The organism is Roseofilum sp., assembly GCF_982964205.1.
Window position 1 is genome coordinate 1 of the sequence record NZ_CEZBFX010000123.1, and the last position, 14,084, is coordinate 14,084.

11 protein-coding genes and 1 CRISPR repeat array are annotated in these 14,084 nt (G+C 45.5%); of the genes, 6 read left to right on the forward strand and 5 right to left on the reverse strand.

What is annotated here, in order from left to right; translation table 11 throughout:
* Positions 1–176 precede the first annotated feature (176 nt).
* Positions 177–662: a DUF937 domain-containing protein gene (locus AC3A14_RS21065; protein WP_318734765.1), complete on the forward strand. Its 486-nt coding sequence runs from the start codon at positions 177–179 to the stop codon at positions 660–662.
* A 140-nt stretch (positions 663–802) separates the two neighbouring features.
* Here AC3A14_RS21065 and AC3A14_RS21070 read toward each other — a convergent pair whose 3' ends face one another.
* From AC3A14_RS21070 to thrB, 3 genes are all read right to left on the reverse strand, one after another.
* Complete coding sequence (locus AC3A14_RS21070; RefSeq protein WP_390890006.1) at positions 803–1,903, reverse strand: ABC transporter permease subunit; 1,101 nt, start codon at positions 1,901–1,903, stop codon at positions 803–805.
* A gap of 255 nt (positions 1,904–2,158) precedes the next feature.
* Entirely contained in the window at positions 2,159–3,475 is a 1,317-nt protein-coding gene (urtA, locus tag AC3A14_RS21075) for an urea ABC transporter substrate-binding protein (protein ID WP_271940367.1), read from the reverse strand.
* 127 nt (positions 3,476–3,602) lie between these two features.
* Positions 3,603–4,529, reverse strand: a complete 927-nt coding sequence (gene thrB / locus AC3A14_RS21080; protein WP_318734769.1) for a homoserine kinase — start codon at positions 4,527–4,529, stop codon at positions 3,603–3,605.
* 110 nt (positions 4,530–4,639) lie between these two features.
* Here thrB and AC3A14_RS21085 point away from each other — a divergent pair, with 110 nt between their 5' ends.
* The 3 genes from AC3A14_RS21085 (at position 4,640) to ureG (ending at position 10,571) form a co-directional block, all read left to right on the forward strand.
* Complete coding sequence (locus tag AC3A14_RS21085) at positions 4,640–5,806, forward strand: glycosyltransferase (protein ID WP_318734772.1); 1,167 nt, start codon at positions 4,640–4,642, stop codon at positions 5,804–5,806.
* Positions 5,807–5,904: 98 nt separating this feature from the next.
* Positions 5,905–8,877: a CRISPR direct-repeat array (repeat unit 37 nt; unit sequence GTTTCAATCCCTCATAGGGATTTAAGTAGGTTTCAAC).
* 338 nt (positions 8,878–9,215) lie between these two features.
* On the forward strand, positions 9,216–9,890 hold the full coding sequence (locus tag AC3A14_RS21090; protein ID WP_318734775.1) for an urease accessory protein UreF: 675 nt from the start codon (positions 9,216–9,218) through the stop codon (positions 9,888–9,890).
* 87 nt (positions 9,891–9,977) lie between these two features.
* A complete protein-coding gene (ureG, locus tag AC3A14_RS21095) occupies positions 9,978–10,571 on the forward strand; it encodes an urease accessory protein UreG (RefSeq protein ID WP_318734778.1) in 594 nt (197 codons plus the stop codon).
* Between the two features lie 10 nt (positions 10,572–10,581).
* Here the strand turns inward: ureG and AC3A14_RS21100 are convergent, their stop codons facing one another.
* Positions 10,582–11,493: a phosphodiester glycosidase family protein gene (locus tag AC3A14_RS21100; RefSeq protein ID WP_318734780.1), complete on the reverse strand. Its 912-nt coding sequence runs from the start codon at positions 11,491–11,493 to the stop codon at positions 10,582–10,584.
* Positions 11,494–11,648: 155 nt separating this feature from the next.
* Here AC3A14_RS21100 and aroC point away from each other — a divergent pair, with 155 nt between their 5' ends.
* Both aroC and AC3A14_RS21110 read left to right on the forward strand, forming a co-directional pair.
* On the forward strand, positions 11,649–12,746 hold the full coding sequence (gene aroC / locus AC3A14_RS21105; RefSeq protein WP_318719168.1) for a chorismate synthase: 1,098 nt from the start codon (positions 11,649–11,651) through the stop codon (positions 12,744–12,746).
* Positions 12,739–13,599, forward strand: coding sequence for an MBL fold metallo-hydrolase (locus AC3A14_RS21110; RefSeq protein ID WP_318719169.1), 861 nt, complete (start codon positions 12,739–12,741; stop codon positions 13,597–13,599). The genes aroC and AC3A14_RS21110 overlap by 8 nt, the downstream gene beginning before the upstream one ends.
* On the opposite strand, the gene AC3A14_RS21115 is transcribed toward AC3A14_RS21110, so the two are convergent.
* On the reverse strand, positions 13,596–13,847 hold the full coding sequence (locus tag AC3A14_RS21115; protein ID WP_318734783.1) for a DUF7219 family protein: 252 nt from the start codon (positions 13,845–13,847) through the stop codon (positions 13,596–13,598). The genes AC3A14_RS21110 and AC3A14_RS21115 overlap by 4 nt on opposite strands.
* Positions 13,848–14,084: the final 237 nt, after the last annotated feature.

The following is a 14,084-nucleotide window of genomic DNA, read 5'->3' on the forward strand; positions in this document are numbered from 1 at the left end:
CTGTCGCTTCAGGTATCTATTTCGTTTATGTTTGTATAGCTTAAACTTTAGGGTTCTCATGATATTATTATAACACAAGGAGTCGGGAAAAAGCCGCCCTGGAAGGGCGTTGCTCTAGACCCATCTTTTTGGTAAGGGAACACCCTCTAGGGTAGCAAGTTTAGGAGGAAAAGATTATGGGATGGTTTAATCAGATTGTAGGTGCAGTGAGCGAGCAGGGTGGTTTAGGGCAGATTGGTGGGCTGGTGAATACAGTGCAGCAATTATCCAATGATACGGGGGCAGATGAAGGGCAAATGCGATCGCTGCTTTCTGTGGTGGCAGGCTTTTCGCGATCGGCTCTGCAAGAACAAGGAGAAGACCAAGCCCAAAATCTCCTTGATCAGTATAGCGGACTGGCCGCCAATCCCCTAGCGGTGCAAGCGCTCTTTAGCGTACCCCAACTGCAAAATTTAGTCCAAGTGGCTGCCGAGAAAACCGGTTTACCCGCGAGTACCATTGAATCGGCTTTACCGACGGCTGTCCCCTTAGTCCTAAAAGTCGTGGAAATGGGAGCCAATCAAGCGGAAAAAAATCCCGTTTTGAGCCGGTTACTCGATGCGGATGGTGATGGCGATATCGATATTGCGGATTTAATGCAATTAGCCAGCCGTTATTTATAAATGACGGTAAGAGCGGAAACTTTTGTATAGCAAGGGAAGGGAGAGTTAAGATATTTTCTGTTCCCCGTTCCCTATTCCCTAAAACCACAATTTAGCTGTCCTAACTTAACGCATTCCTTACAGTGAGTAAGGATTCATGATTAAGCATCGACTGTGCGCCCCTTTTGCGGGAAAATCCCTGCCGGACGGACTTGCAGGAAGGCAATAATGAACGCAAATACCATCACCTTTGCCATGCTAGTCGTGGCAAAAAAGGTAAAGAAATCCGCAATGGGTTGAATAGGAGTGGCAATTAAGGCGAGGGTGCCGGAACCGATGAGATAGTTTAAGGTACCAATGGATAAGGCTGCCACTAAGCTACCCACCAATTTACCCACACCTCCGACGACAACCACCATAAAGGCATCAACAATATAATTTTGTCCTGTATTGGGGCCGACAGAACCGAGTAAGCTAATGGCACATCCAGCCACCCCTGCTAACCCAGAACCGAGGGCAAATGTGAGCGCATCAACTTGATGGGTGGGAATGCCTAAGCAGGCGCTCATCGTGCGGTTTTGGGTAACGGCTCGAATGCGTAATCCCCAGGGCGATCGCTGTAAAAATACATAAATTCCGACCACACAGATTGCAGTTAAGGCGATGATAAATAAGCGAGCGTAGGGGAGTTGGAAGTTGAGGATGGGAATCCCCCCACGTAACCAAGAGGGAGCAGTTACATCGACGTTTTGCGCTCCAAACCAGGGTTGAGTGACGGCTAATTTAAAGATATTACCTAGGATAATCCCTGTGGTAAGCGCAATTCCGGCAGATAGAGGTAAGAGGATCGAGAGTGCCCATTTACGCATCTGCTCAAAATTCGGGCGACGGGATACCACCCACCAACCACCAAAAAACAGCAGGCAAAATACCCCTAACCCAATCACCATTTGCCAACTCACACTCCGGACAAACTGTTGTAGAATTAGGCTCACGCCCCAAGTGGCTAACAGGGTTTCTAAGGGGCGGCCATACAAAAACCGGATCACCCCTCGCTCTAGAATAATTCCCATGATTGCGGCGACAACAAAGGCGGCCGGTAGAGCAAAAAAGATATAAACTTCAAAGAATTGATCGCCCATGGCCTTAAAACCATTTTGCACCACAAATGTGGTATAAGCTCCTAGCATCATCAACTCGCCGTGAGCCATATTAATGACACCCATTAAGCCGAAAATAATCGCTAGACCGAGGGCAGCCATGAGCAAAACCGAGCCAATGCTAATGCCGTTAAAAATTCCTTCGAGTAAGAGTTGCACGATTTTCTCCAAATTAATAATAATATTTATACCATTTCTGTCTGATGTTGCGTTTAACAAGTGGGAAAGAGCAACTTGCTTCTCAAAAATCGATTAGTAGCACTCTTAAAAAGAAATGGTATTACAAAAATTTGTAGGGGCGAAATTTTTTTTCGCCCCTACAGATGCCTAACAATTATTCATCATTAATTGTTAATTCTAAATCTTGAACTTGCCTCCTTTGGCTTTATCTGACCAGTCACAGGCAAAGCCTTTGGTTTCGGCTACAAACTGGTTCCAAGGGAGGGGAGAAACCGCAGCATCGGTAGCATTCACAATTTCAAACAGACCATCGTCACGCACTTCTCCGATCCGTACCCACTTGGACAAATGATGGCTATTATTCATCATCACTGGTCCTTCTGGAGCCTCAAAGGTTTGACCATAAGCGGCTTCACGGACAGCATCTAAATTATCAGCCGTTCCGGCTGCCTCTACAGCCTGTTTCCAGATATGGACACCAATATAAGCGGCTTCCATGGGGTCATTGGTAACGCGCTCTGCTCCATATTTGGCCTTGAAGTCAGCGACAAATTTCTCATTGGCTGGATTTTCGACAGTCATGAAGTAATTCCAAGCGGCGTATTGACCCTTGAGATATTCGACCCCGATCGCCTTCACTTCTTCTTCAGCGATACTCACCGACATTACCGGATACTTATCTGGAGTTAGCCCAGCGCCTTGCATCTGCTTAAAGAAGGCGACATTACTATCCCCGTTCAGAGTATTGTAAATTACTCCACCATCGGGCAAAGCTTGGCGAATTTTCGTAATAATGGGGGTCACTTCCGTATTCCCCAAGGGTAAATAATCCTCTCCTACGGTAGTTCCACCTTTGGCAGCCAGTTGCTCTTTAATAATCGTATTGGCGGTGCGGGGGAATACATAATCAGAGCCGACTAAGAAAAATTCTGTACCTTTCTCTGCTAATAACCAGTCTACTGAAGGCTCAATTTGTTGATTCGGAGCGGCTCCTGTGTAGAAAATATTCTTTGAGCATTCCTGGCCTTCATACTGCACAGGATACCAAAGCATATGGTCTTTTTCTTCAAACACTGGTAAAACAGCCTTGCGACTGGCAGAAGTCCAACAGCCAAAAATCGCTACCACTTGGTCTTGATCGATCAACTTTCTGGCTTTTTCAGCGAAAGTGGGCCAGTCAGAAGCGCCATCTTCGACGATCGCCTCGATCTGTTTTCCGAGGACTCCACCCATTTCATTGATATGGTCGATCGCCAATTGGGTCGATTCCACCACACTTTTTTCACTAATCGCCATGGTTCCACTCAGGGAATGCAAAATACCGACTTTAATCGTATTGCTTGCTGCTGGAGTAGTGCTATTACTTTGCTCTACCGGCTCAGATGTTTCATTCGCTGTATCTGTTGGACCCCCACAAGCTTTAAGTAAAATACTCGTGCCTAGAGCAGCAGAACCATAGACGAGAAACTTACGCCGACCAATACGATGTGCCATACCGTTACACTCCTGTTGCCTGAGTTAAGGAAACGTTAAGTAATTTGCCAGAGAAACTATTTTAATCCAGTTGGATCGTTTTTTTGTTACCTAGACTACAGAACGTTTCCCCAACTTGAGGAGAATGTTACTCTAGCTCAACCGTTTCAACGGTTGTTCCCTTGCGATCGAGCATGAGCGACAAAGCATCGACATGGATACCGTGAGTTTTCCAGCTTTCTACCATTGCTGTACCCACCTCAGTCCCTCGATCTGCATTGACGAAAGCAATCAACGTTGGTCCGGCACCACTAATGGCGACTCCCAGAGCGCCAGCTTCTATAGCGGCTTGTTTGACCTCATCATACCCAGGAATTAGGGTTTTACGATAGGGTTGATGAATTCTGTCTTCCATGCCCCTTTTCAACCATTCTGGGTTACCGGTTTCCAGACCTCGCACCAATAGTCCGATATGGCTGATATTAAAGATGGCATCTTGGCGATCGTATCCACTGGGCAAGATCCGGCGTGCGTCTGCGGTGGATAACTCAAAATTGGGAATGGCAACCACTGGAATAATGGTCTCGTGCCAAGGAATATCGCAGATTAACCAACCGCTTTCGTCTTTTGTGGCTAAATGACAGCCCCCTAAGAGGGCGGGCACCACATTATCTGGAAATCCTTCTATGGCGATCGCCAATTCCATCAGTTCGGTTTGGCTTAAGGGACTCTCAGCCAAATGATTAGCGGCTACCAATCCAGCCACAATTGCCGTTGCTGAACTGCCTAACCCCCGCGTCAGAGGGATTTCCATATCAATCTCAATCTTCACCCCTGGGGTCTTTTTTCCCAGGCGATCGTACAACCGCTTAAAGGATTTGTACGCTAAGTTATCAGCATCTGTGGTCAGATGAACCACATCAATTCCCTTCAGGTCAATGTCTAGGGAACCTTCATCAGGAAGGAGCGAAAAGCAAAATTCATTATACAATGTTAGCGCTGCTCCCATACAATCAAAGCCAGGGCCCAAGTTGGCTGCGCTTGCCGGAGTCCTGACTTTCACTGCCTCCACCATATGTAATTACTCCTGTTGTAACAATCAATAAATCCATCCTCCATTAAAGCAAAGGAATGGAGGGATGGGGAGCATGGAGGGATCGGAAGGAGGAGAGTTGTTCGTATTTCATGTTTAATGGCGTTATGTTGATGATTAGCCTGGGTGTATCGGGAATAATTTGGGTAATTTTACTCTGTTTTTGGGGGAACTTTTGGTGGGCAAATCAACGGCTAGAGGCATCAGTTAATGCTGAGGATGAGCCGCAGGTGAGTTATCCTAAAGTGGGCGCGATCGTCCCAGCGCGGAATGAAAGTGAGGTGATTAGTCGGAGTGTGCGATCGCTCGTCGATCAAGATTATCCCGGCCCCTACTCTATTCTGGTTATAGACGACCAAAGCACTGATGATACCAGAATCCAAGCTCAATCCTTTGAGGGCGTGACGGTCATTTCTTCAGAATCTTTACCCTCTGGATGGACAGGGAAGCTCTGGGCGATGGAACAAGGCGTTAAATACTACCAATGCCAATCTTCTCCCCCGGATTATTATCTGTTCACCGACGCTGATATTGAACATTCTCCGGAACACTTAAGCCAATTGGTACACAAAGCCCAACAGGAGGATCTAGAGCTAGTCTCGGTGATGGTCAAATTACACTGTGAAAGTGTTTGGGAACATCTCTTGATTCCCGCTTTTGTCTTCTTTTTCCAGAAACTCTATCCGTTTCCTTGGGTGAATAATCTCCGTAAATATACGGCAGCCGCAGCAGGGGGCTGTATTTTAATTCCGCCAGATGCCCTAACCCGAATTGGCGGATTGGAGCGCCTGCGAGATGCTCTGATTGATGATTGTACTTTGGCTCAAGCGGTGAAGTCTACTGGCTCCGGGCGCATCTGGTTAGGCTTAAGTGAGACAACGTACAGCTTGCGCTCTTACAGCACGTTACAACCGATCTGGGATATGGTTGCTCGAACGGCTTTTACCCAACTCAATTATTCTCCTTGGTTATTGCTGGGAACACTTTTGGGGATGGTGTTGGTCTATATTTTGCCCGTGGTGGGTTGTGTTTGGGGGCTGGTTACTGGTGTTCCCATTCTAACAGCGATCGGCGGGGTGACTTGGGCATTAATGGCGATCTCCTATACCCCTACGGCTAAACTCTATCGCCAATTTCCCTTAGCCGGTTTCGCCCTACCTCTTATCGCTTCACTCTATACTCTCATGACTCTAGATTCGGCTCTACGCCACTGGCAAGGCCGTGGTGGCGCTTGGAAAGGAAGAGTGTATCAATCATAGTGCTTCGCGCTAGCAATGGGTAGATTGTTTCTCATAGAAATGTAGATGGGTTTCAATGCGAAATAATTGGCTATGTCAAGACTTCCAACAACACTTACGTTTCAATCCCTCATAGGGATTTAAGTAGGTTTCAACCCTGGGGAGCCTGCGGATCTCTCAATCTCCAAATTGTTTCAATCCCTCATAGGGATTTAAGTAGGTTTCAACTATCATGTTTAGCGACCAATGGCAGTGTGCGATCGCCACTGTTTCAATCCCTCATAGGGATTTAAGTAGGTTTCAACCCGATCCACTTCCTGGCTGGACTAAGGAAACTGATGGTTATTGGTTTCAATCCCTCATAGGGATTTAAGTAGGTTTCAACCAATCTTTTACCTCAGATAATGCACTAGGGGAAATGAGAAGTTTCAATCCCTCATAGGGATTTAAGTAGGTTTCAACTCTCTTTGCCGTGGGCAATGTTCAGCCTTACGGCAGCACAGTTTCAATCCCTCATAGGGATTTAAGTAGGTTTCAACTGATCAGCAAAGAGATTCAAGAAGCTCAACTGTACAGTTTCAATCCCTCATAGGGATTTAAGTAGGTTTCAACAGGCGCTTCGATCGCCGAGCCAATGTCTTGTTGTTAGTTTCAATCCCTCATAGGGATTTAAGTAGGTTTCAACCTCAAATTAAAGAGCAATTTGGCGATCGCCTCTCTGGTTTCAATCCCTCATAGGGATTTAAGTAGGTTTCAACAGGATTTGCTTCCTGTTAGCCTCGCCAATCCTATAAATTTTCTCGTTTCAATCCCTCATAGGGATTTAAGTAGGTTTCAACGACCCGGAATTGGTGTCATGACTCATAATTGGAGGTTTCAATCCCTCATAGGGATTTAAGTAGGTTTCAACAGTGAAACCGGTTTGAAGTATCTGGCGATTAAAGGTCGCGTTTCAATCCCTCATAGGGATTTAAGTAGGTTTCAACTATCAATTGAATCAGGAGGAAGAATAATAAAAAATAAAATGTTTCAATCCCTCATAGGGATTTAAGTAGGTTTCAACTTTTGATATCTCAGCTTAGGATGTTCTCCTGGGCCCAGTTTCAATCCCTCATAGGGATTTAAGTAGGTTTCAACCATCGGTTTATGCTTGTGTCATCAGTTGAATATTGTTTCAATCCCTCATAGGGATTTAAGTAGGTTTCAACGATACAACATTTGAACCCCCCAAGATAACGGTTAAGCCACTTGTTTCAATCCCTCATAGGGATTTAAGTAGGTTTCAACTCTCCAGATAATTTCCCATTGCCTCGTGAAAAATTTCCGATGTTTCAATCCCTCATAGGGATTTAAGTAGGTTTCAACTCGCCGTAGTTATCACAGTTGTTACTTTCCTGTCCGTTTCAATCCCTCATAGGGATTTAAGTAGGTTTCAACTGGTGGTAAAAGCGATCAAAAATAATATCCATCGCGCGTCTTTGTTTCAATCCCTCATAGGGATTTAAGTAGGTTTCAACTTGGAAGTGGCGAGAGTTAGCGTATTTACCGGAGTAAGTTTCAATCCCTCATAGGGATTTAAGTAGGTTTCAACTTGAAATTCTTGAAAATGCACTAAAAATGAAGGCTGTTTCAATCCCTCATAGGGATTTAAGTAGGTTTCAACCCGGAGTTGGGAGCGGCTTCCCGGCAGCAGCCGCACGTTTCAATCCCTCATAGGGATTTAAGTAGGTTTCAACCATACAGACTCATCAGGATCGTAATGTGGGTCAATGACGATTGTTTCAATCCCTCATAGGGATTTAAGTAGGTTTCAACTGGTCTTAAAATTATTGGCGTGTTTCTCGAACTTCCGTTTCAATCCCTCATAGGGATTTAAGTAGGTTTCAACATTACGATAAACGCATCCATCAGAATCTAAAATCCCTGCCGTTTCAATCCCTCATAGGGATTTAAGTAGGTTTCAACCGGGAACGCTCTAGCGCCAACTTTGCTCTCAGTAAAGCTGTTTCAATCCCTCATAGGGATTTAAGTAGGTTTCAACTAGAACTGCCATTGGAGGATCTGATTTTTCGCATCCTGAAGTTTCAATCCCTCATAGGGATTTAAGTAGGTTTCAACATATAAAGCAAGATTGTATTCTTGGTTCCTTCCTGTTAAGTTTCAATCCCTCATAGGGATTTAAGTAGGTTTCAACCCGAACCCTTCTGGGATTTCGGTTGATTTAGGATTCAGGTTTCAATCCCTCATAGGGATTTAAGTAGGTTTCAACTTGAGCCAATGGGAATATCTGCAAATTTAAGAATCGGTTTCAATCCCTCATAGGGATTTAAGTAGGTTTCAACGAAATCATCCCAGCCCTTGCAGTAGTTGTATTTGGGTTTCAATCCCTCATAGGGATTTAAGTAGGTTTCAACAGTCCACGATTGCGGACAGTGAGTCCACGATTGCGGTTTCAATCCCTCATAGGGATTTAAGTAGGTTTCAACTCGCCCCAGAATTGTCAGATTTGCATGCCATGCATAATGTTTCAATCCCTCATAGGGATTTAAGTAGGTTTCAACAGGATTATTGTGCTGTTAATCATTTGCGTGCTGAATTTGTTTCAATCCCTCATAGGGATTTAAGTAGGTTTCAACAATCTGGATAACATAATCATCAGGTTGATAATGAGAAGGTTTCAATCCCTCATAGGGATTTAAGTAGGTTTCAACCAAGGTCAACAATTTTATCGTTTTTATTAGGATACTGTTTCAATCCCTCATAGGGATTTAAGTAGGTTTCAACATTACTCATTGCACATTACCCATTGCACACCTCAAAAAGAGTTTCAATCCCTCATAGGGATTTAAGTAGGTTTCAACCTGACAGGGATTCGCCCTTGCTAAGTTTGACTACATTAGCCGTTTCAATCCCTCATAGGGATTTAAGTAGGTTTCAACCAGTAAGCATAAGTCACTCATTTCTAAGAAGCTCTTTTTCTAGTTTCAATCCCTCATAGGGATTTAAGTAGGTTTCAACTTTGCTCAATGGGATTCCTTGATGCCACCGAACTCGAGTTTCAATCCCTCATAGGGATTTAAGTAGGTTTCAACAGCTGGCTTCTGAGACCCTTGCCGTATTTAGTTTTCAAGGTTGATTTCCGACGCACACCCCTAATCATAGCTCACTGGAGGCTAAAAAGTAAATGAAAATCGCTCAAACCCTTGTCCTGTCTAGTCCGACGCTGCCTGAAACATTTAAAAGGCTACAAGGAAGACTGGGTAAGGGATACAAGGCTTGTGAGGTCAGAAGCCATTTCCACACCCCCCTAGCGTCGGATTTTAGGGGAAGTTGAAGGGGATTCGCATAGCCTAGGATGTAGCACTAGAGAGACTAGGATTTTTGAGCCACTGTTCACTACTATATTGATGATATCAATGACAAATACCATATGCAGGATTCTGTCTTATTATCCTTATTACAACTCGCCAGTCCCAGCTTACCCGTAGGAGCTTATAGTTATTCTGAAGGTTTAGAAACCCTAGTGGAACAGGGAAAAATCACCGATGAAACTGCTTTAGAGCAATGGTTGAGGGATGGGTTACGATTAGGTTCGATTCGCCTGGATGGAGCGGCGTTAATCCGGGGAGGGGAAGCCATGCAAAAGCGAGATTATGCGATGCTGCGCTATTGGAATCATTGGCTTTTAGCTACTAGAGAAACGGAAGAATTACGACAACAAACCGTGCAAATGGGGCGATCGCTGGGTCTCCTTCTGCAAACGTTAGTACCCGATCTTGCACCTATTCTACAGGAGTTGGGGCCGGAATGGAGTTATCCCCTGGTGTTTGCGATCTCTACCCAATCTTGGCAGATTTCTCCCGCAAATGCACTTTTAGCCTATCTGCAAAGCTGGGTTTCTAACCTCATCACTGCTGGCGTGAAGCTGATTCCCCTCGGTCAAACCACAGGTCAAAAGCTGCTATTTCAGCTTCATCCGCATATTACGGCGATCGTCCCCGAAATTCTGGCTTTAGAAGATGATAACCTTTATAGTTGTAGCTGGGGATTCTCCCTCTATTGCATGGCCCATGAAACCCAATATACTCGACTCTTTAGAAGCTAAATCCGGGTAATGGGTAATGGCTAAACTGTTTTTCTTTTAAACTCACCCTTTCTAAGGGATTTAGTTAAAATAAAAAGTACTTTATTTATGACTCAATTGCGTGTAGGAGTGGCTGGCCCCGTTGGATCGGGGAAAACTGCCCTGGTAAATTTACTGTGTCAAACTTTGCGAGACCGGTATCAAATTGCGGTGGTAACCAATGATATCTATACCCAAGAAGATGCCCAATTTTTAGTCCGATCTGGGGCGTTATCTGGCGATCGCATTATTGGAGTAGAAACCGGAGGTTGTCCCCATACAGCGATTCGAGAAGATGCTTCCATTAATTTAGTGGCGATCGAGCAACTCGAGCAACACTTTACCGACTTAGATCTGCTGTTTGTCGAAAGTGGCGGTGATAATTTAGCGGCTACCTTTAGTCCCGAATTAGTCGATATTACCCTTTATGTAATTGATGTCGCTGCTGGTGATAAAATCCCCCGTAAAGGCGGCCCGGGAATTACGAAATCTGATTTATTAGTGATTAATAAAATCGACCTGGCTCCCTTAGTTGGTGCAGACCTCAATGTCATGGAACGGGATGCAAAAAAAATGCGCGGCGATAAACCCTTTATCTTTACCAACCTTAAAAACCATACCGGATTAGCAGAGGTCATTCAGTTTATTGAGCGCTATTTGTGATTTGTCATTCCTACTCCTCACGGCTCACAAAACCCAAATGATTCGCCACCGGACGTTGACGCAGGGGAATACGGGTGTGAATGGGGGCATTGAGAACCCTGAGATCGGGATCGGCAACCACCAAAGTGGTCGATCCACCGCCATCAAAATTTAACGCCGTCTCTACTCCCCACTCTGCAAACAAAGCTTGCAATTCGGGTAAAGACATTCCCTCACTATAGAACCGTTGACGGCCATCCACGATCGCAATAAAGACCTGAGTTCCCGATGCATCCAATCCGATCGCCGTTCGAGGATAAGCATAATCATAAAACGGCCCGGACATCAGAGGAACCGCGTCCCCATCCCAGATTAGAATAGTGCCCCCAGAAATCCCCTCTTGAGTTTCAGCCGGACAAGTAAAGTCCCCCGGAATGACTGCACGACGGGAGGAGAGGAAGCAGAGAACCGGCCAACCCGCATTCACCGGAGAATATTCGATACCATTGGCGATCGCCTGGCCAGCAATCCGCACGCGATCGCCCGATTCAGGATAAACTTGCCAAGGGGACTTAACCTCAAAAGGATAGAAAAAGCTCCCATTGATCCCCAACTGTACGCCAAATTCCCGTACAAACTCCGAAGTCGTGCGCGCCGCAATATCCATACCATCCGGTTGCGGATCTCCTGGAGTCACCAAGGGTTGCATGGGGGCAACCTTTAAGTCAATTTTGACTTGATGAATGATCGACGGACGGGGCGTTGAGCGAACCAAACGGGTATACGTCACTCCCGGAAACAGTTCCTGTACCTGGGGAGTACGAGCCGGACGCAAGAGTAATAAAATTCCATAAATTCCCCCAGAAATCCCCAGCAAGAACCCAATGGTAATTAACCCAATTTTCCCCAACCATTTAGAGTGCAAAGCCATACGTCGGATCATAGGCGTGGCAAGTTTTTCCCGATTCTAGCGTAAGACCTACTCTCCGAGGTTGAAATTACCTGACAGCAGTCGATTGATGCTTTTTAATTGAAACACCCTGAGATTTTAGGGGAGCTAGGCAGTAGGATAGATCTAAGCTAGGTTAACTAAGAATTATGGGTAATACCTTCGGGCATTTATTTCGGATTACGACGTTTGGGGAATCCCATGGGGGTGGGGTTGGAGTGATTATTGATGGTTGTCCACCGCGCCTAGAGATTTCAGCTCAGGAGATTCAAGTAGAGTTGGATCGCCGTCGGCCGGGACAAAGTAAAATTACGACACCACGCAAGGAAACGGATACCTGTGAGATTCTCTCTGGAGTCTTTGAAGGGAAAACCTTGGGAACACCCATTATGATTTTGGTTCCCAATAAGGATACCCGGCCCCAGGATTATGATGAAATGGCACAAAAATACCGGCCATCCCATGCAGATGCGACCTATGATGCTAAATATGGGATTCGGAATTGGCAAGGTGGGGGGCGCTCGTCGGCGCGGGAAACCATTGGCCGAGTGGCAGCCGGGGCGATCGCCAAAAAAATCCTCAAACAGGCTGCTGGGGTAGAAATTATTGGATATGTGAAACGCATTCAAGATCTAGAGGCGATCGTCGATCCACAAACGGTCACTCTTGAACAAGTAGAAAGTAATATCGTCCGTTGTCCCGATCCCGAAGCCTATGAACGGATGATTGAGCGCATTGAAGCCATTAAACGGGAAGGAGACTCCCTAGGTGGGGTGGTCGAATGTGTAGCTCGTCATGTGCCAAAAGGTCTAGGAATGCCCGTATTTGATAAACTAGAGGCAGATTTGGCTAAAGGGGTGATGTCTTTACCGGCAACAAAAGGATTTGAGATCGGTTCTGGATTTGCCGGAACGCTACTCACCGGGAGTGAACACAATGATGAATTTACCCTAGACAATCAAGGGCAAGTTCGCACCACTACCAATCGTTCCGGAGGTATTCAAGGAGGAATATCCAATGGCGAATCGATTATTCTCCGCGTGGCGTTTAAACCAACCGCCACCATTCGTAAAGAACAACGTACTGTTACTAGAGAAGGGGAAGAAACCCTTCTCGCGGCGAAAGGCCGTCACGATCCTTGCGTTTTACCTAGAGCCGTGCCTATGGTAGAAGCAATGGTGGCCCTGGTTTTATGTGACCACCTCCTACGTCACCAAGGTCAATGCGGAACACTCGATTATGATTAGTCAGCATTCTTCTTCACGTTTTGAGGTTCAATTTTGGGGTGTGCGAGGCAGTATTCCCGCTCCCGGCCCGGAAACAGTGCGCTATGGTGGCAATACCTCCTGCCTAGAAATGCGTATTGGAGAGAGACACTTTATTTTTGATGGCGGAACGGGTTTGCGCGCTCTGGGCGATCGCCTCTCCACAGAATTCCCTCTGGATATTAATCTCTTTTTTACCCATTACCATTGGGATCATATCCAAGGTGTACCGTTTTTCATGCCCTTATTTACTCCAGGCAATCAAATCCATGTTTGGGGGGATGTACCGGATTCGAGTGAGTCCTTAGAAGACCACTTCCATCATGCCATTCTCCATGTGAATTCCCCTGTCCCCTCACCTATACCCAAAGCAGATCTGAAGTTTTCTCAGGTTTCTCCAGGAGACCGGGTTACCCTAGATGATATTGAGATTGAAACGGGACATCTCAATCATCCCAATGGAGCGATGGGCTATCGAATTACTTGGCAAGGACATACGGCGGTTTATTGTACCGATACGGAGCATTATAGCGATCGCCTCGATGAAGATGTCCTCAAATTAGCTCGTGATGCTGATATCCTGATCTACGATGCCATGTATACCGACAACGAATACAGCAACCCTAAATCGCCTAAAGTTGGTTGGGGTCATTCTACCTGGCAAGAAGGGGTTAAAGTAGCCCAAGCCGCAGGGGTGAAAAAGCTGATCATTTTTCACCATGAACCCAATCATGATGATGATACCCTCGACCAAATTGAAGAGGAAGTTCAACATAACTATCCCAATACCATTTTGGCCCGGGAAGGCATGATTTTAAGTCTGATTGAGGCTTAGTCTGCTGAAGGGTCTTCAGGCGGTTTTTCTAAACCTAACCGATCTTTACTTTGTTCTAGTTCTAGCCATAACTTACGAATTTGTTCGTAGGCTTCTAGGGGGAGAATTTTACCCCCAGTTTCCAAGGAACAAATATAGGTAACTTTTTGAGCAAATTCTTGCAAGTTAGCATCAAAAACTAGATATTCTGGCCGGAACTCACCGTAATATCGACTACGAGGATACAAAAATTCAGATGGGTCAACCATAAAGCATGTCCTTAAAAAGCTAAAATTAGACTCACTATAACAAGTGTCTATCTCGATTAAATTCTGGTAAACTTACCCGATCTATATATCCCCATGAGTCTGATGATTTTCGGGAGTATTAACCTAGATTTAGTGGGTGTAGGGTGTAAAGACGGCAATTGTGAAATTAGGCGATCGCGATGGGGTGATTGTGCAGTCCTCAAAAAATTATACAATAATGGACAAAGTGAGACATAT

Bases quoted from the DNA above. Each gene is read 5' to 3' on its own strand.
- AC3A14_RS21110 (WP_318719169.1), top strand. From the start codon at position 12,739: ATGATTAGTCAGCATTCTTCTTCACGTTTTGAGGTTCAATTTTGGGGT.
- ureG (WP_318734778.1), top strand. From the start codon at position 9,978: ATGACTCAATTGCGTGTAGGAGTGGCTGGCCCCGTTGGATCGGGGAAA.
- AC3A14_RS21085 (WP_318734772.1), top strand. From the start codon at position 4,640: ATGTTTAATGGCGTTATGTTGATGATTAGCCTGGGTGTATCGGGAATA.
- AC3A14_RS21100 (WP_318734780.1), bottom strand. From the start codon at position 11,493: ATGATCCGACGTATGGCTTTGCACTCTAAATGGTTGGGGAAAATTGGG.
- AC3A14_RS21070 (WP_390890006.1), bottom strand. From the start codon at position 1,903: ATGGCTGCCCTCGGTCTAGCGATTATTTTCGGCTTAATGGGTGTCATT.
- urtA (WP_271940367.1), bottom strand. From the start codon at position 3,475: ATGGCACATCGTATTGGTCGGCGTAAGTTTCTCGTCTATGGTTCTGCT.
- AC3A14_RS21115 (WP_318734783.1), bottom strand. From the start codon at position 13,847: ATGGTTGACCCATCTGAATTTTTGTATCCTCGTAGTCGATATTACGGT.
- AC3A14_RS21065 (WP_318734765.1), top strand. From the start codon at position 177: ATGGGATGGTTTAATCAGATTGTAGGTGCAGTGAGCGAGCAGGGTGGT.
- thrB (WP_318734769.1), bottom strand. From the start codon at position 4,529: ATGGTGGAGGCAGTGAAAGTCAGGACTCCGGCAAGCGCAGCCAACTTG.
- AC3A14_RS21090 (WP_318734775.1), top strand. From the start codon at position 9,216: ATGCAGGATTCTGTCTTATTATCCTTATTACAACTCGCCAGTCCCAGC.
- aroC (WP_318719168.1), top strand. From the start codon at position 11,649: ATGGGTAATACCTTCGGGCATTTATTTCGGATTACGACGTTTGGGGAA.